This is a genomic window from uncultured Jatrophihabitans sp. (assembly GCF_964244045.1).
In the GTDB taxonomy this organism is placed as follows: Bacteria; Actinomycetota; Actinomycetes; order Mycobacteriales; family Jatrophihabitantaceae; genus Jatrophihabitans.
Genome location: NZ_CAXTHK010000006.1, coordinates 45,319 through 62,172, shown reverse-complemented (window position 1 = coordinate 62,172; position 16,854 = coordinate 45,319). Strand labels below are relative to the sequence as shown.

The 16,854-nt window shown below is 70.4% G+C and carries 17 protein-coding genes; 7 read left to right on the top strand and 10 right to left on the bottom strand.

What is annotated here, in order from left to right; genetic code table 11:
- Positions 1 to 22: 22 nt before the first annotated feature.
- On the top strand, positions 23 to 1,741 hold the full coding sequence (locus tag ACFFC4_RS06990) for an SDR family oxidoreductase (RefSeq protein WP_375499160.1): 1,719 nt from the start codon (positions 23 to 25) through the stop codon (positions 1,739 to 1,741).
- 14 nt (positions 1,742 to 1,755) lie between these two features.
- Here the strand turns inward: ACFFC4_RS06990 and ACFFC4_RS06985 are convergent, their stop codons facing one another.
- Complete coding sequence (locus ACFFC4_RS06985) at positions 1,756 to 2,265, bottom strand: hypothetical protein (RefSeq protein WP_375499158.1); 510 nt, start codon at positions 2,263 to 2,265, stop codon at positions 1,756 to 1,758.
- A gap of 194 nt (positions 2,266 to 2,459) precedes the next feature.
- Between ACFFC4_RS06985 and ACFFC4_RS06980 the strand changes: the two genes are divergently transcribed.
- Together ACFFC4_RS06980 and ACFFC4_RS06975 are read left to right on the top strand one after the other, a co-directional pair.
- Positions 2,460 to 4,172 (top strand): sensor histidine kinase, encoded by a 1,713-nt coding sequence (locus ACFFC4_RS06980; protein WP_375499156.1) that lies wholly within the window; start codon positions 2,460 to 2,462, stop codon positions 4,170 to 4,172.
- 67 nt (positions 4,173 to 4,239) lie between these two features.
- Positions 4,240 to 4,872 carry a response regulator gene (locus tag ACFFC4_RS06975; protein ID WP_375499154.1) on the top strand — a complete coding sequence of 211 codons (633 nt, stop codon included), beginning with the start codon at positions 4,240 to 4,242 and terminating at the stop codon, positions 4,870 to 4,872.
- Between the two features lie 9 nt (positions 4,873 to 4,881).
- Here ACFFC4_RS06975 and ACFFC4_RS06970 read toward each other — a convergent pair whose 3' ends face one another.
- The 3 genes from ACFFC4_RS06970 to ACFFC4_RS06960 form a co-directional block, all read right to left on the bottom strand.
- The gene (locus ACFFC4_RS06970) at positions 4,882 to 6,258 is read right to left on the bottom strand and encodes a wax ester/triacylglycerol synthase family O-acyltransferase (RefSeq protein ID WP_375499152.1); all 1,377 of its coding nucleotides are present in this window, start codon (positions 6,256 to 6,258) and stop codon (positions 4,882 to 4,884) included.
- Positions 6,259 to 6,321: 63 nt separating this feature from the next.
- Positions 6,322 to 7,311 carry a cation diffusion facilitator family transporter gene (locus ACFFC4_RS06965; protein ID WP_375499150.1) on the bottom strand — a complete coding sequence of 330 codons (990 nt, stop codon included), beginning with the start codon at positions 7,309 to 7,311 and terminating at the stop codon, positions 6,322 to 6,324.
- An 11-nt stretch (positions 7,312 to 7,322) separates the two neighbouring features.
- On the bottom strand, positions 7,323 to 8,759 hold the full coding sequence (locus ACFFC4_RS06960; protein WP_375499148.1) for a GuaB1 family IMP dehydrogenase-related protein: 1,437 nt from the start codon (positions 8,757 to 8,759) through the stop codon (positions 7,323 to 7,325).
- Positions 8,760 to 8,795: 36 nt separating this feature from the next.
- On the opposite strand from ACFFC4_RS06960, the gene ACFFC4_RS06955 reads away from it, so the two are divergent.
- Positions 8,796 to 9,257 (top strand): hypothetical protein, encoded by a 462-nt coding sequence (locus ACFFC4_RS06955; RefSeq protein ID WP_375499146.1) that lies wholly within the window; start codon positions 8,796 to 8,798, stop codon positions 9,255 to 9,257.
- A 233-nt stretch (positions 9,258 to 9,490) separates the two neighbouring features.
- Entirely contained in the window at positions 9,491 to 9,715 is a 225-nt protein-coding gene (locus ACFFC4_RS06950; RefSeq protein WP_375499378.1) for a DUF5999 family protein, read from the top strand.
- Between the two features lie 13 nt (positions 9,716 to 9,728).
- Here the strand turns inward: ACFFC4_RS06950 and ACFFC4_RS06945 are convergent, their stop codons facing one another.
- From ACFFC4_RS06945 to ACFFC4_RS06925, 5 genes are all read right to left on the bottom strand, one after another.
- Positions 9,729 to 10,562: a metal ABC transporter permease gene (locus tag ACFFC4_RS06945; RefSeq protein ID WP_375499144.1), complete on the bottom strand. Its 834-nt coding sequence runs from the start codon at positions 10,560 to 10,562 to the stop codon at positions 9,729 to 9,731.
- On the bottom strand, positions 10,559 to 11,365 hold the full coding sequence (locus tag ACFFC4_RS06940; RefSeq protein ID WP_375499142.1) for a metal ABC transporter ATP-binding protein: 807 nt from the start codon (positions 11,363 to 11,365) through the stop codon (positions 10,559 to 10,561). Before ACFFC4_RS06940 ends, ACFFC4_RS06945 begins: the two co-directional genes overlap by 4 nt.
- Positions 11,358 to 12,278: a metal ABC transporter solute-binding protein, Zn/Mn family gene (locus tag ACFFC4_RS06935; RefSeq protein ID WP_375499140.1), complete on the bottom strand. Its 921-nt coding sequence runs from the start codon at positions 12,276 to 12,278 to the stop codon at positions 11,358 to 11,360. The genes ACFFC4_RS06940 and ACFFC4_RS06935 overlap by 8 nt, the downstream gene beginning before the upstream one ends.
- A gap of 174 nt (positions 12,279 to 12,452) precedes the next feature.
- Entirely contained in the window at positions 12,453 to 14,084 is a 1,632-nt protein-coding gene (locus ACFFC4_RS06930) for an acyl-CoA dehydrogenase family protein (RefSeq protein WP_375499138.1), read from the bottom strand.
- A 41-nt stretch (positions 14,085 to 14,125) separates the two neighbouring features.
- A complete protein-coding gene (locus tag ACFFC4_RS06925) occupies positions 14,126 to 14,524 on the bottom strand; it encodes a hypothetical protein (RefSeq protein WP_375499136.1) in 399 nt (132 codons plus the stop codon).
- Positions 14,525 to 14,594: 70 nt separating this feature from the next.
- Between ACFFC4_RS06925 and ACFFC4_RS06920 the strand changes: the two genes are divergently transcribed.
- Complete coding sequence (locus tag ACFFC4_RS06920) at positions 14,595 to 14,957, top strand: MmcQ/YjbR family DNA-binding protein (protein WP_375499134.1); 363 nt, start codon at positions 14,595 to 14,597, stop codon at positions 14,955 to 14,957.
- Positions 14,958 to 14,992: 35 nt separating this feature from the next.
- Entirely contained in the window at positions 14,993 to 15,265 is a 273-nt protein-coding gene (locus ACFFC4_RS06915) for a DUF2277 domain-containing protein (RefSeq protein ID WP_375499132.1), read from the top strand.
- 8 nt (positions 15,266 to 15,273) lie between these two features.
- Here ACFFC4_RS06915 and dop read toward each other — a convergent pair whose 3' ends face one another.
- On the bottom strand, positions 15,274 to 16,818 hold the full coding sequence (dop, locus tag ACFFC4_RS06910; protein ID WP_375499130.1) for a depupylase/deamidase Dop: 1,545 nt from the start codon (positions 16,816 to 16,818) through the stop codon (positions 15,274 to 15,276).
- Positions 16,819 to 16,854: the final 36 nt, after the last annotated feature.

Below are 16,854 nucleotides of genomic sequence, written 5' to 3'. Positions count from 1 at the left end.
AACAGGGTGCTTGACTGGCCCGATGATCGCCACCCCCCGACGAGTGCAGTCCAGCGACGGTGTGAGCCTGGCCGTCTACGAGTCCGGTGACCCGGACTCCCCCGCGCTCGTGCTGATGCACGGCTACCCCGACAACCACACCGTCTGGGACCCGGCCGCCGCGCTGCTGGCCGAGCGCTTTCACGTTGTGCAGTACGACGTGCGCGGCACCGGCGAGTCCGACAAGCCGGGCAGCACGAGCGCCTACCGCATCGAGCACCTCGTCGCGGACTTCACGGCGGTCATCGACGCGACCAGCCCGGACGCGCCGGTCCACGTCCTGGGCCACGACTGGGGCTCGACGCAGGCTTGGGCCGCGGTCACCACGCCGGAGTTGCAAGGTCGCATCACGTCCTACACCTCGATCTCGGCACCCTCGCTCGACTACGCCGGCGCGTGGCTGCGCGACCTCGGGCACGACACCGGGACGAAGCTGCGGCAGCTGGCACACTCGACCTACATCGGCATTTTCCAGCTGCCCGCGCTGCCCGAGCTGCTGGCTCGCGCCGGCGTTCTGGACCGTCTCGCCCAGTTCCAGGCGCGCGGCACGCACAGCTCGCGCAGCGTGCCGGTCGAGCCCCAACGCGGGTTGCCCGACAAGATCAACGGCCTGGAGCTGTACCGAGCGAACATCGGCCACCGTCCGCAGCCGGTGCGCACGACGATCCCGGTGCAGATCATCGTGCCACGCAAGGACCCCTACATCGGACGCGACGTCGCGGTCGAATCCGCCCGCCCGTGGGTCGACGACCTCACGGTGCACGAGGTCGCCGGTGGCCATTGGATAGTCAGTGAGCGGCCCGACGTGATCGCCCGGCTCGCCACCGAGTTCATCGACGGCCTGGGCGCGCCCCGCCCCGCACCGCGCCCGGCCAGCCGCGGACCGCACGCCGGGCACTTCGTCATCGTCACGGGCGGCGCTCGCGGCATCGGCCGGGCCACCGCGTTGGAGTACGCCCGGCAGGGCGCCGACGTGCTCATCGCCGACATCGACGACGTCGCCGCGAAGGAGACCGTCGGCGAGCTGAGGGAGCTCGGCGTCGACGCCTGGTCGTGGCACCTCGACGTCAGTGACGTCGACGCGTGGGAGGCCTTTGCCCGCGAGGTCCAAGCTGAGCACGGCGCGCCGGATGTCATGGTCAACAACGCCGGCATCGGCATGGGCGGGCCGCTGCTGGGCACCACCGCCGCCGACTGGGGACGCGTGGTCAACGTCAACATGTGGTCGGTGATCCACGGCAGTCGGCTGTTCGCAGCGCAGCTGGTCGAGCGCGGCCAGGGCGGCACCATCGTCAACGTTGCCTCGGCCGCGGCCTACACGCCGTCGACTGCCTGGCCGGCGTACGCGACCACCAAGGCCGCTGTGCTGATGCTGACCGAGTGCCTGCGGGCCGAGCTGGCCTGCGAAGGCATCACCGTCACCGCCGTCTGCCCGGGCATCGTCGACTCGAACATCGCGGCCAGCACCGTGCACGTCGGGGTGGACAGCCAGACTGCGGAGGCCCGGCGCGAGCACCAGATCGCGTCCTACCAGCGCCGCAACTACTCCCCCGACAAGGTCGCCCGCCAGCTCGTGCGGGCTGCGACGGCCGGCCGGCCGATCGTCCATGTGACGCCGGAGGCGAGGGCGATGCGCGCGCTCAGCCGCATCTCACCGCGACTCATGCAGCGCCTCGCACGGGTGGACCTCAACGCACTCTGAACCAGGCGCGGCTGTCAGCTGCCGTAACCCCCCTTGGTGATCACGTTGCCGAGGGTCAGCACCAGGATCGCAACGACATTGAGGACGGCGGCGACCAGGCCGACGATGCCGAACGCGCGGGCAGCCCCGGTGTGCGGTTCGCCGTCCTTGGTCAGGCCGCCGAGCCAGGCAGCGAGACCGCCGAAGATTGCCGGGCCACCGGCCCAAAAGACCGGAATCGACAACACCGACAGCGCGCCGAGCACGATCGCGCCGACCTTGCTGCGGCTCGCCGGCCGGGTCGCAAGGGCAATGCCGAAGCCAACGATGAGGCAGACCGCGGCGACGACGGAGATGCTCACCAGCGACGCTTTGACGCCCTGGGAGCGGTGGATGTCGTGGTCGCTCGCGACGAACATGCCGACGCCGAACACGGCGAGCTGGACGCCGGCGGACAGCGCGATGGCCGCGCCGATGACCAGGGCTGCGGAGGGCGCGCGGTGGGGCTTCGTGGTGACCACAGTGTGGGAGGCGGTCTGGGACATGGTGTTCTCCTGAGAATTCGGCCCGGACGCTCCGGGGCTGTCAGCAGAATTGGCCGCGCACTGTCCCGGAGGCGATGCCCCGGCCGTCCCGCCGTGTCATCGGACGTCCCGTGAGTGTCCCAGGGGTGTCCCGCTGTGTCCGGGAACCGTCCCGCAACCTCCGTATTCGTCCTCGATCGACCATCATGGCGACCATGACTGTCGCGTCGACCGCTGGAGCCGGGCGGCCGGGTTTCCCGACCGCGGTCCTCGGCGCCGCGCTGGCAACCGGCGTCGGGACGATCCCGGTCTTCGCCGGGATCACCGAGAACCGGTTACCGACCGCCGCGATCGTCAGCGCCGGCTGGGTGGCTCTCGGTCTGGCCGCGGCGCTGTTGGTGGACCGAACGGATACGAGGCGCGTGGGCGCAGTGTTCGCGGCGTGCGCAGTCATCCCGGCTTTGGTCGGCGGGATAGCGAAGACCCAGGACGCAGATCGGCCCTGGGTCGCGTTCTCCCGGCTCTGGGACCGCTTCGATTGGCTTGCCGTCGCCGCCGCGCTAGTTGCGATCGCCTGGATCGTCGACCGGGCCGGAGATCGGGTGTCCCGCCGCCGGCCGGTGTGGCTCGTCGTCTGGGCCGCCGTCCTGTTCGGCCTCGTCCTGGCCGGCCGGTTCATCACCGACGATCGCCGGGCCGCGCTTGTGACGATGATCGGGCTGTGGGCTTTCGCGGCGGCGGCGACCCGGGTGCTGCTCGCCCGTGAGCTGCGCCCGATCGGCGAGCCGCTGGTCGACGCCGCCCTCGTCGTCGGGGCCGTCGCGATCAGCGCTGCCCTCGGCCAGGGCGTCCGCGCGGCGGGACGCTGGGCGGATCTGCCGTCGCCGGACGCGTCCGCAGCGTTCGTCACGTTCGCGGCTGCTGCCCTGTCCTGGCCGCTGGGGCTCTGGCTGCGACGTACCTACCTCGAACGCCGATACGGGCGCGGCACGCTGACGCCCGCCGATGTCGCGGCGATCACTGCGGGCCTGCACCGGGAGGCCGATCCGCGCGAACTGCTGGAAAACGCAGCCGTCATGGTGGCCGCGGCCAGCGGTCACCGGGCGGTGAGCATCGTGCTCGGCGCGGACGAGCCGGACGACTCGGACGGCGTGTTGCACCATGCGCTCGTAGTCGCGGGCGACCGGGTCGGCACGCTCTCGATCCGGTTGGACCATCCCGAAGGTCCCGAGCCGCGCCAGAGTCGGATGGTCACCGGGCTGCTGCCGACGGTATCGCTGGTCGCCCGTGCAGTCGGGCTGGCCATCGAGGCCGACCACGCCCGGCAGGACGTCGCCCGCGAACGCGACCTGGAACGGTCCCGCATCCTCGGCGACCTGCACGACGGCGTCGGGCCCGTCCTGGCCGGGTTGAGCATGCGGGTCCAGGCCCAGCTGCGTCGCCAGCCGACACCGCTGCTCGAAGCTGTGGCGAAGGAGCTGGCCGACTGCCGGGGGGATTTGCGACGGATCGTGTCGGGGCTGACACCGTCCGCCCTTCACGACGGCGACCTGGCCGGGGCCCTGGCCCGGTTGGTCGACAGCTTCGCCAGCGAGGGCCGCACGGTGAGCCTTCGTACCGCGCTCCCCGCGGCACTGGCGCCTGAGGTCACGGTCGCCGTCTACCGCTGCGTTGCCGAAGGCATCACCAACGCACTCCGGCACGGCAACCCAACGCAGGTGAACGTCAACGTCCGCGTCGGCCTGGCCGGGCGGATCGAGGTCGACGTATGCGACGACGGGATCGGGGGGCCTGTCGTACCGGGCGTCGGTCTCACCTCGCTGCTGCGGCGCGCCGAGCAACTCGGGGGGCGCCTGCAGGTCGAGCCGGCGCAACCGAGCGGCGTCCGCCTGCACGTCGAGCTGCCGCTCGCGGGAGCGGCCGCGTGAACGCCCTCCGCTGCGCTGCGGGCGCCGAAGGCCATGCCCATTTGTCCTGCTCCGACTGCGTCGTCGCATGATCACCGTGTTGCTGGTCGACGATCACCCGATCGTGCTGTCCGGGCTTGCCGCCCTGGTGCAGTCCGACGACGGGCTGGAGCTGCAGGCAACGGCGCGATCAGTCGCCGAGGCATCGGCCGTGACGGCCACCCCCGACGTCGCGCTCGTCGATCTCGACCTCCCTGACGGCGACGGGATCTCGCTCGGCGCAAGCCTGAAGGCCCGCTGGCCGGCGGCCCGCGTCGTCGTGCTCACGATGCACGCCGACGATAAGGCGGTCATACGCAGCCTCGGCGCCGGCCTGGACGGATACCTGCTGAAGGATGCCGATCCGGAGGACATCCTCGCCGCGATCCACACCGTCGCTCGCGGGACGATGGTGCTGGGTCGAGGGACCACGGCGGCCGTCGTCGCGGCCGCCGCCGTCGCGCCGCGGACCGACGGGCTGGCCCGCCTGGACGCACGTGAACTGGAGATTCTCGAACTGCTGGTCCAGGGCCTGACGACATCCCAGGTCGCCGCCCGACTGTTCCTGGCGCCGAAGACGATCCGCAACCGGGTCTCCGATCTTGTCGGCAAGCTCGGCGTCGCGTCACGGGAAGACGCGATCGAGTTCGCGAAGGCGTCCGGGATCGGACCCCGCCGCTGACCTCCGTCCTCAGACCCCGAACGCCTCCTCGAGCGCGTCGAGCTCGTCGCCGAGGTACGTCAGCATGACCTGCAGGTGCGGCACCGTGCGGCGACAGCCGGTGAGCCCGAACGCGATCTCGTCGGAGTAGGTGGTGCACGTGATGTTCAGGCCCTGGCCGTCGAGCGGGATCGACAGCGGGTAGAGCCCGTCGAGGCGGGCACCGTTCCAGTACAGCGGCTCGGTCGGACCTGGCACGTTGGAGATGATGACGTTGAACGGCGGGCGGACGCGTTCGGTCAGCCGCAGTGCGGGCCACAGCCCGAGTGGACTGATGCCGAGCGCGCTCATGGCGAGGATCTGCGTCTGGCTCATGCTGCCGAGCGCCGCCTTGCCCTCGGTCATCGAGGAGTGGACGGTGGCCAGCCGCTCGGCCGGATCGGACAGGTCGGTGCCCAGACGGCACATGACGGCGCCGACCGCGTTGCCGCCACCGTCGGGGCTGCCGCTGCTGTCCGGGCGGTGCAGCGACACCGGCACCATGGCAATCAGTGACTGCTCGGGCAGCTGGTCGAGGTCGGCCATGTAGCGACGCAGCGCTCCCGAGCACATGGCCAGGACGACGTCGTTCACGGTGGCCTCGGACGCCTTGCCCACGCTCTTGATTCGCTCCATCGGCCAGGACTGGCCGGCGAACCGTCGGGCGCCGGTGATGCCCACGTTGAACATCGAGCGCGGTGCCGACAGCGACACCGCACCCGCTTCGTCGCGCAACGCATTGCGGGCGGTCCGGGCCAGCGCAGGGGCGAGACCGGCGATGTCGCTCAGCACGGCGGCTGCGGTCGCCGCAGGAGTGCGGTGGTGTTGCGAGCTCGATCGGCTGCTTCGCTCGTGCGGTGCCCAGGGCGGTGGCATGTCGCGCTCGTCCGGGTCGGTACTCAACGTCTTCGAGATCATCCGCATCGCCGACACCCCGTCAAGGAGCGAGTGGTGGACCTTGAAATAGATGGCGTAGCGCCCGTCCTCGAGGCCCTCGATGAGGTGCATCTCCCACAGCGGCCGGTGGCGGTCGAGCAACGTGGAGTGCAGCCGTGAGCAGAGCACGAGCAGATCGCGGATCTTGCCCGGCTGCGGCAGGGCGCTGCGTCGCACGTGATGCTCGAGGTCGAACGCGTCGTCGGGCGCCCACCCCCACTGCCCGAGCGAGGTGAGCGAGCGCTTCGGCCGTTTCTGGAACAGCGGCGCAACCTGGTCGAGCTCGATGGCCTGCTCGAACTGCGCTCGCACGTCCAGCGCGGTGGACCCTTCGGGTGGTTGGAACAGCTGCAGGCTGGCCACGTGCATCGGGTTCTCGCGCGTCTCGGCCATGAGAAACATCGAGCTCGTCGGCGACATGGGCAGCAGCATGGGTTGATCATGCCACTCGACGTGACGTCTATCACCTCGCGCGGGGCGCGGATGGGTTTCCGTTCAGCGCAGCGTGCCGGGTGCGGAGTGGATGACGCCGTGCGAGTCGGTGCACTGCTCGGCGCGGTGCGCGCGGTGCTCCTGCGCATCGGCGTGATCGACCTGCAGGGTCACGTGGCTGATCCCGTAGCGCTCGGCGAGTAGGGCCCGCAACTGCGCGGATACCGCATGGCAGTCGTATTCGCGGTCGACCAGGACGTGCGCCGACAGTGCGGTGTCGCTGGCACCGATGTTCCAGACGTGCAGGTCGTGCACCTCGGCCACCCCGTCGCCGGCCACGAGTGCGCCGCCGATGTCGGCGGGGTCCAGACCCTGCGGTGCTGCCTCGAGGAACACCCGGTTGGCGGCTCGCACCAGGCCAGTACCGGTCCACGCCATCAGGCCGGCGACCACGAACGTGGCTACCGCGTCGGCGCGCAACCAGCCGGTGGTGAGCACGACGACGCCGGACACGAGGGTGGCACCGAAGGCCCATACGTCGTTGAGCAGGTGGGCCAGGACCCCGCGCACGTTGAGGCCCGAGCGGTCGGCGCGCCCGGCCAGCCAGGTGGCCAGCACGCTGACGCCGGCGCCGATCGCGGCGACCACGACGACGATGCCGCCCTGCACCTCGGCCGGGTCGAGCAGTCGGCGCACGCCCTCGACGACGAACCAGACGGCGAGCAGCAGCAGGGTGATGCCGTTGGCCTGGCCGGACAGCGCGTCGACCCGGGCGAAGCCGTAGGTGAAGGCGCCCCGCGCCGGTCGTTCGGCGATGCGCGAGGCGATGACCGCCAGACCGAGCGCCGCTGCGTCGGTGAGCATGTGCCCGGCGTCGGCGATCAAGGCCAGCGAGTTGGCCAGCAGGCCGGCGACGACCTCGGCGACCATGAAGACGAGGATGACGCCGAGGCTGGCCAGCAGCCAGCGCCGGTCGGCCGCGCCGACGTGCGTCCCGTGCTCGTGTCCGTGGCCCACCCGTCCACTGTCCCACTGGCCGCGGGGTGCGGCCACCGACACGCGACCTACCAGCCGGCGTGCAGCGGACGACCCTCGGCGTAACCGGCGGAACTCTGGATGCCGACGACGGCCCGCTCGTGCAGTTCGGCAAGGGTGGCCGCGCCGGCGTAGGTGCAGGCCGACCGCACACCGGCAGTGATTCCGTCGATGAGGTCCTCGACGCCGGGCCGGGCCGGGTCGACGAACATCCGGCCGCTGGAGATGCCCTCCTCGAACAGCGTCTTGCGGGACCGTTCGAAGGCGCTCTCGCCGCTGGTCCGACTGGCGACCGCGCGCGCGGAGGCCATGCCGAAGCTGTCCTTGTAGGCGCGCCCGTCGGGCGCGACGTGTAGGTCGCCCGGCGACTCGTGCGTGCCGGCGAACCACGAGCCGATCATCACCGACGACGCCCCGGCGGCAAGTGCCAACGCGACGTCGCGTGGGTGCCGCACTCCCCCGTCGGCCCATACGTGCTTGCCCAACTCACGAGCCGCAGTGGCGCACTCCAGCACCGCGGAGAACTGTGGGCGCCCGACGCCGGTCATCATCCGCGTCGTGCACATGGCGCCCGGTCCGACTCCGACCTTGATGATGTCCGCGCCGGCTTCGATCAGCTCACGGGTGCCCTCGGCCGACACGATGTTGCCCGCGACTACAGGGACGGACGGCGCCAGCGCGCGGACGGCCTGCAGGGCCTCGATCATGCGCTGCTGGTGGCCGTGTGCGGTGTCGATCACCAGCACGTCGACGCCGGTGTCGAGCAGCTCGGCGGCCCGGCTCTTGACGTCGCCGTTGACACCCATGGCCGCCGCGACCCGCAGCCGGCCAGCGTCGTCGAGCGCCGGCTGGTAGATCGTCGAACGCAGGGCCCCGGTGCGGGTGAGGATGCCGACCAGCACGCCGTCGGCGTCGACGACCGGCGCCAGCTTGCGTCGATGACGGTCAAGCTCGGCGAAGGCGTGCGCCGGGTCGATGGGTGCGGTCAGAGTGAGCGGCTGGGGCGTCATGACCCGTTCCAGCTGGGCGAAGCGCTCAGCACCGGCACAGTCGGCCTCGGTCACGACGCCGACCGGGCGCCGATTCTCATCGACGACAACGAGCGCTCCGTGCGCCCGCTTGGGCAGCAGGGCCACCGCGTCGCTGACCGTGCTGTGCGGCGAGAGCGTGATGGCGGTGTCGACGACGAGATCGCGCTGCTTGACCCAGCCCACCACCTCGCGCACGACGTCGACGGGGATGTCCTGGGGCAGGACGGTCAGGCCGCCGCGCCGGGCGACGGTCTCGGCCATCCGGCGTCCGGCCACCGCGGTCATGTTGGCCACGACCAGCGGGATGGTCGCGCCGCTGCCGTCCGTGGTCGCCAGGTCGACGTCGAAGCGGGACTGCACGTCGGAGCGGGCCGGCACCATGAACACGTCGTCGTAGGTGAGGTCGAATGTCGCGGGAGATCCGAGGAAGCGCACGAGTTAACGATCGCACGGGCTCTCTAGGCTGGCCTTATGCTGGCCGTCTTCGACATCGACGGGGTGGTCGCGGACGTCCGGCACCGGTTGCACCACCTCGAGCGGCACGCGTGGGACGACTTCTTCGACGAGGCCTGCGCCGATCCGTTGCTCGACGAGGGCGCGCGCTTGGTGAAAGAGCTGGCTCTGCAGCATGACATTGTCTGGCTGACCGGACGCCCGGAATGGTTACGCGACGTAACTGGTTCGTGGCTGAGCGCACACGGCCTGCCCGGAGCCGAGCTGCACATGCGGCCCTGGGGCGACTACCGCCCAGCGCGCCGCTACAAGCTGTCGGTGCTCACCGAACTGGCTCCGCGTGGTGTGGCCGCACTGATCGATGACGATGACGAGGTCGTGCGAGCGGCAGTGCGGGCTGGGTTCCCTGCGGTATTGGCCGATTGGGTGCCGCGCGAGCGGGTGCTGCGGCGGGCTCAGGAGCGCGACGGCCGGACCTGACGGTCCGGTTTGAGAGGGTCAGCCGGCATGTTAGGTCACGGTTTGGTCACGGTCTCACACGGATCTCACACAGAGCCTGCGACACGGTGTCTGATTGAGGGAGCAAGTTCCGGCGGGGATGCTTTACAACCGAGAATTCGCGTGCACACTGGTCCGAGCCACACCGCAAGCGATTACAGGACACCAACATGATCAAAACCCAGATCACCACCGACGCAGAGGCCAACCACTCCATGGCCACAACCACCTGCCGGCACACCCCGTGCTGCCCGGCTGCCGATGCCTTCGACCGCGATGCCGCCCACGTCATCTCGGCCCGCCCGGAACAGGGGTGGAGCCTGTTGTGCAACGGCGTGGTCGTCTTCGAGGACTTCGGCGAGCTGCTGCCGAACGGTCAGAGCATCGACTCGCGCCGAGTCGACCTGCTCGCCGCCTCGCCGCACCGCCGCAGCGCCTAGACCGCTGTAACGCTCAGACCGACATAGGTTGGGTCCGCCGCCGCGAACGCAGCGGGCCGCCGATCAGCCGGGACAGCAGGTAGAGCCCGAAGCTGATCGCCGTGATCGGCACGCTGGGCGTCACGTCGACGGCCAGGCTGACGAAGATCCCACCGTCGGCCGCGACCAACGCGACCAGCACCGATACGACGGTCACCAGCACTGGGCTCGCGGATACCCGATGCGCGGCCGCTGCCGGCGTGATCACCAGGCACAGCACGAGCGTGGTGCCGACGATCTGCGCGGCCTCGGTCACGGTCAACGCCAGTAGGGCCAGGAAGACCAGTCCGACCAGGCGAACAGGCACCCCGCGAGCCTGGGCGAGTTCCGGGTCGACGGACGCGAACAGCAGCGGACGATAGATCGCCAGCGTCACGACGAGGACGCCGACCGCGATGCCGACCAGGACCCAGATCTCGGTCGTGCTGACCCCGAAGATCTGCCCGAACAGCAACCGCGTCGCCTGGGACGCGAAGTTGTGCATCAGACCGAGCAGGTAGACGCCCAGACCGAGCCCGAACGCGAGCGTCACGCCGATTGCGCTGTCTCGCTCGTGGTCGCGGGCGCCGAGGGCGGCAATGGCCGCCGCCACCACGATGCTGCCCAGCAGCGCTCCGAGCAGGGCGTCGTCGAAGAGCAGCAGACCGGCCGCAGCCCCGGTGAACGACAGTTCGGACACCCCGTGCACGGCGAACGCGGCATGCCGGGTGATGACGAACGGCCCGAGCAGACCGCTCACCACCGCCACCAGCGAGGCCGCGATGAACGCGTGCTGCACCGCGGGCAGCCCGAGCAGGTAGCCAATCATCGGAACCCGCCGTGGGCTGAGTCCGGCGCGCCCACGACCACGATGCGGTCCCGGATGCGCAGCACGTCGATCTGCGTGCCGTACAGCGCGCTCAGCCGCTGCGTGGTCATGACCTCGTCCGGGGTGCCGACCGCCCAGCGGGCGCCCACGAGGTACAGCACCCGGTCGACGAACGGCAGGATCGGGTTGATCTCGTGCGTCACGAAGACCACGGACGTGCCGGTCTTGCGCCGCTGTTCGTCGATGAGCGCGCTGGTGCTGTGCTGACGCTGCAGGTCCAGGCTGAGCAACGGCTCGTCGCACAGCAGCAAGCGCGGATCACCGAGCAGCGCCTGGGCAATGCGCAGCCGCTGTTGCTCACCGCCGGACAGCGTGCCGAGCGGTGCGTCGGCGTAGGACTGCGCGCCGACCTCGGCGATGACGTGTTCGACGGCGTCGCGGGTGGCGCGGTCGGCGCGGCCTATTCCCCAGCGGTGGCCGTCACGGCCGAGGCGTACCAGATCGCGGCCGCGCATCGGGACATCGCGGTCGAATGCCTTCTGCTGCGGGATGTAGCCGACCAGGTCGCTGCCCCGGTGCGGCACCCGGCCGCACACCTCGACCGAGCCGGCAGCCAAGCCCTGCAGGCCCAACAGCACCTTCAGCAGGGTCGTCTTGCCGCTGCCGTTCGGGCCGAGCACGGCCACGAACTCCCCCGCCGCGACGTCGAGGTCGAGGTCGCCCCACAACGTGCGCGCGCCGAAGCGGACGCTCGCGCCGCGCAGGCGCACGGTGGCCCGGTCATCCTCGTGGGCCTCAGGCACCGAGGGCCCCCAGCAGCGCCGTGGCCTGTGCGGCCTGCCAGGTCTGGAAGTGCTCACCCTTGGGCAGCGTCTCGGTGACCCGCACGACCGGCACCTCGGCTGCCAACGCCAGCTTCTGGAGTCGGTCGGTCTCCGTATCAGTGACCTGGGTGTTGAGCAGCAGTGCCTTGATCGTGCCCTTGGTGACCGACTGCTCGAAACGGGCGTTGTCGCCCGGCGTCGGATCGGTGCCGTTCTCGAGCGCCAGGGAGAAGTCTTTCGGCGTACCCAATCTCAACCCCGCGGCCTCGACGAGATAACCAGGCACCGGTTCGGTGTAGCCGACCGCCGCGCCGGCGTGCAGCGCCCTGATGGTGGCGATGATGCGGTTGACCTTCGCCATCCCGGTGGTGAACCGGGCCAGCCCGGCGGCGAAGTCGGCGCGGTGCGCGGGCTGCTCGCGGACCAGGGCGGCTTCGATGGCGCCGGCCGCGCGCAGCGCGTACGACGGGCGGTACCAGAGGTGCGGGTTGTTGCCACTCTTCGCGCCGACCACCGTGCTGATGGTGATCACCGTGCGCGACGGCTTCTTGTCCACGCCCAGCAGGCGGTCCATGAACGGGTCGTAGTCAGCCCCGTTGACGATGACGAGGTCGGCCCGGCTGGTCGACGCGGCGTCGGAGACCGAGCTCTCGTACTCGTGCGGATCCTGGTTGGGATCGGCGAGGATGGAGGTGACGTCGACGTGCGTGCCGCCTACTTGCGCTGCGATGTCACCCCACAGGCTCTCGGCGGCCAGGACCTGCACGCGTCCCTGATGGGTAGCCGCCGCTGAGGCCGGCAGGCCGTTGCCCGCGGCGCTGCTCGCAGCCGAGCAGGCGGACAGCGTGGCGGCAACCAGGACGGCAAGCGCGGTGCCACGGAACGAACGCATAATGGAACAGTACTGGATATGAAAACGGTTCCCAACAAGGGGCGAGTGAGAATGCAACGCCTCCCCCCTTGGTGATCAACTGCGGATTTCGGCCGTCAAGCGACGCGAATGCGCAGTTGATCACCACGCGGAGGGGGCCGTTCAGCCTCGCCGCCCGCGGCTGTGGGCGACGGGTTATCCGGAGACGGCGGCGCGAGCCAGGATGGCCGCAGTGTCGAGGCCGGTGGGCAGGGTGCCGTAGGCGACGCCCGAGTGCTCCGCCAGCCGGGACGCGACGAACGCGTCGGCGACGGCGTGGTTGCCGTGCCGGATGAGCAGCGAACCCTGCAGCAGCAGTGCCATCCGCTCGACGATGCGCCGCGCGCGGAACGGCATTTCGTCGAGATCGGCGATTTCCTTGTGCAGCAGCGCGAGCGCGTCGTCGTAGCGGGGGTCGATGCCACTGGCGAGCGCGAGCTCGGCAAGAAAGGCCTCCACCGCCGCCGGTTCGCGACCCAGCGCTCGCAACGTGTCGAGCGCGGCGACATTGCCCGAACCCTCCCAGATCGAGATCAGTGGCGCCTCGCGGTACAGGCGCGGCAGGCCGGAGTCCTCGACGTAGCCGTTGCCACCCAGGCATTCCAGGGCCTCGACGGTGTGCGGCGCAAGGCGCTTGCAGAGGTAGTACTTCGTCACCGACAGCGCCACGCGGCGAAACGCCTTCTCGGCCTCGTCACCGCGGGTCGCACGGTCGACCGCGCCGGCAATGCGCATGATGACCGTGCTCGCGGCCTCGCTGTCGATGGCGAGGTCGGCAAGCACGTTGATCATGGCCGGCTGGTCGAGCAGCCGGGCGCCGAAAGCTGAGCGGTGCGTGGCGTGGTGCACGGCGTGCGCGACGTTCAGCCGCATGCCGCCCGCGGCCATCAGCGAGCAGTCCAGCCGGGTCATGTTGACCATCTCGATGATGGTGGCGACACCGCGCCCCTCGTCGCCGACGAGCCAGCCGCACGCATTGTCGTACTCGACTTCGCCGCTGGCGTTGGACTTGTTGCCGAGCTTGTCCTTCAGGCGCTGCAGGAAGAAGGCGTTGCGGGTGCCGTCGGGCAGCACGCGCGGCACGAGGAAGCACGACAGCCCGCCCGGAGCCTGGGCCAGGGTGAGGAAGAGGTCTGACATCGGGGCGGACGTGAACCATTTGTGCCCGGTGAGCCGGTAGCTGCCGTCGGCGGTGGGCACCGCCCGCGTCGTGTTGGCGCGCACGTCCGAGCCGCCCTGTTTCTCGGTCATCGACATGCCGGCGATGAGCCCGCCCTTGTCCAACGGGGCGCGTAGTTGCGACTCGTAGACGTTGTTCGTCAGCAGCGGCTCGTACTGCGCTGCGAGATCGGGCGTGGTGCGCAGCGCCGGCACCACCGCGTACGTCATGGAGATCGGGCACAGGTGGCCGGCGTCGGCCACGCCCCATGCGATGACCTTGGCGGCGCGGGCGACGTGCGCGCCCTCGCGTGCGTCGGTCCACGGGGCACCGTGCAGGCCGTGCTCGACGGCAGTCCGCATCAGGTCGTGGTACTGCGGCAGGTAGTCGACCTCGTCGACGCGGTTGCCGTACCGGTCGTGAGTGCGCAGCACCGGCGGGTGATCGTTCGCGAGCCGGCCCGCTTCCTGCCAGGCCGCACTGTTGCCGAGCAGCGCGAGCTCGCGGACCTCGGTCTCGGCCCACCCGGCGCCCTCGCGCCGCAGGCCTTCGAGCAGCGCCGGCGAGGTGCTGATATCGCGTCCGACGATCGGCGGGACCTGGTTGGTGACGTCATGCGTGGCTGCCATGCCGTCGAGTGCAGCACTGATCCCGCGCTCGGGCAACGCGGCTAGCCGAACACCGCGACGGCCCCGCACTCGGGGCACGTCCAGCGGTCGCCGGCGGCAGTCAGCTCACCATGGGCGATGCACGCCGGCCGGCCGTTCGGACCGAGCACGACGTTGCCTAGGCTGACGTCCCAGCCGCCGTCCGGGTCGCGCAGCACCGCGCCGCTCGGCGCACTGGCCACTCGTGATCGCTCGAGGGCGCGGAGGGCGTCGGCGGCGGCCAGCCACGCGTCGCAGCTGCGGGTCCAGTCCGTGGGCAGGCTTGCCTCGGCGACGTCTACGGTGTCGGCGTCGGTGATCTGCACGACGGCGGTCTGCTCACTGCCGTCGCCGCGTCGGAAGGTGACCGCCCACCGCCCGTCACCGGGCAGGGCCTCGAGTCGGTGCAGAACCGCGTCCACAGCCAGAGCATGCCGCAGCCGCCCCCGGCTCAGGCAGGGGGCAGCACAGGCAGGCGCGGTAGCGTGTCCCATGGCCGACTTCGAGGACGTCCGCCGGATCGCGCTCGCCCTGCCGGAGACCGTCGAGGACAACGACGCGTTCAGCGTCGTGGGCAAGGGTTTCGTGTGGCCGTGGCGCGAGCGGGTTAACCCGAAGAGGAAGAAGGTCAAGCGCTTTGACATCGTGGCCCTGCGCACCGATGGCGTCGCCGAGAAGGACGCGCTGATCAAGTCCGACCCGCGCAGGTTCTTCACCGAGGACCACTACAACGGCTACGCCGCCGTGCTGTTGCGCCTCGACGAGGTCGACGTAGACGAGCTGCGTGAACTCCTCACCGACGCGTGGCGGGTGCAGGCCCCGAAGCGGCTGCGCAAGGTGCTCGAGGCGAGCTGACACCCGCGGCGGCGCAGCCGTGGCACAGTGGCGGCATGTGCCGCAACATCCGAACCCTGCACAACTTCGCCCCGCCTGCCACGACGGACGAGGTGCACGCCGCTGCGCTGCAGTACGTCCGCAAGATCAGCGGCACGGCCAAACCGTCCGCGGCGAACCAGGCCGCCTTCGACCGCGCCGTCGCCGAGGTCGCGCACGTCACCAGGCATCTGCTCGAGGACCTCGTCACCGCGGCGCCGCCCAAGGACCGCGACGTCGAGGCGGCCAAGGCGCGGGTCCGTGCGGCCGAGCGCTACCAGCGCGCCTGAGCCAGGCTCTATCGCGCCGCGTTGAGCGCGTCGACCAGCTCGCTCGCGGTGCGACACCGGTCGAGCAATTCCCCCACGTGCGCCTGCGTGCCGCGCAGCGGTTCGAGCATCGGGACCCGCACCAGCGAGTCGCGCCCGACGTCGAAGATCACCGAGTCCCAGGACGCCGCAGCCACTGATTGGCCGTAGCGACGTAGACACTCGCCGCGGAAGAAGGCGCGGGTGTCGGCCGGCGGCGTGGCCACGGCGCTCTGCGCGTCCCCGTCGGCGAGCAGCGTCTCGAACGCGCCGCGCGAGACGAGGCGGTTGTAGAGCCCCTTCTCGGGCCGCACGTCGCTGTACTGCAGGTCGACGAGCTGCAGGCGCGAGGAGTCCCAGTCGAGGTTGTCGCGGTCGCGATAACCCTCCAGCAGGCGCAGCTTGGCCACCCAGTCCAGTTCGCGGGCCAACAGGAACGCGTCCTGCTTCAGTCGGCTGAGCACGGACTCCCAGCGGGCGAGCACGTCGCGGGTCTGGCTGTCGGCGTCGGCGCCGAGGCGGTCGTCGACGAACTTGCGGGCGCGGTCGAGGTACTCGCCCTGCAGGTCGAGGGCGGTGATCGTCCGCCCGTCCACCAGCTGGATGGGGTGCGTGAGCGACGGATCGTGCGATACCTCGTGCAGCTCGCGCACGGGCTGCGTCACGGCGAGGTCGTCGCCCAGGAAATTGGCCTCGATCATGGCCAGCACCAGCGACGTCGTCCCTACCTTGAGGTATGTCGAGATCTCGGACATGTTGGCGTCGCCGATGATCACGTGCAGGCGGCGGTAGCGGTCCGCGTCCGCGTGCGGCTCGTCGCGGGTGTTGATGATCGGCCGCTTGAGCGTCGTCTCGAGCCCGACCTCGACCTCGAAGAAGTCGGCGCGTTGCGAGATCTGGAACCCACTGGTCCGCCCGTCCTGACCCAGCCCGACCCGGCCGGCTCCGGTGATCACCTGGCGGGTGACGAAGAACGGGATCAAGCCGCGCACGATGGCCGCGAACGGGGTGTCGCGGCTGCAGAGGTAGTTCTCGTGGGCGCCGTAGGACGCACCCTTGTTGTCGGTGTTGTTCTTGTAGAGGTTGATGACGGCCCCGGAAGAAGTGCTACTGGCGCCGGACATGCTCGGCAGCCGGCGGATGGCCTCGAGCATCACCAGCTCGCCGGCCTTGTCCCAGCGCACGGCGTCGAGCGGGTTGGTGACCTCGGGGCTCGAGTACTCGGGGTGCGCATGGTCGACGTACAGCCGGGCGCCGTTGGGCAGGATGACGTTCGCCATCCCGGCGTCCTCCTCGGCGTCGATGAACTCCTGCGCCACGGTGCCGCTGCCGCCGCCGAGGTCGAACCCGCGCGCATCGCGCAGCGGGGACTCCTCCTCGAAGTCCCAGCTGGCCCGCCGGGCCCGGCCCGCCGGCAGCGTACTGGCGTAGGAGTTCACGACCTGGGCCGAGAGCAGCATGGCGTTGGCCGCGGGCTGCCCCGGCAGGCTCACGCCGTACTCGACCTCGGTGCCCATCACACGTCTGACTGTCACTCTCTCAACCTACGTGTCACCCCGCCGAAGCACGTC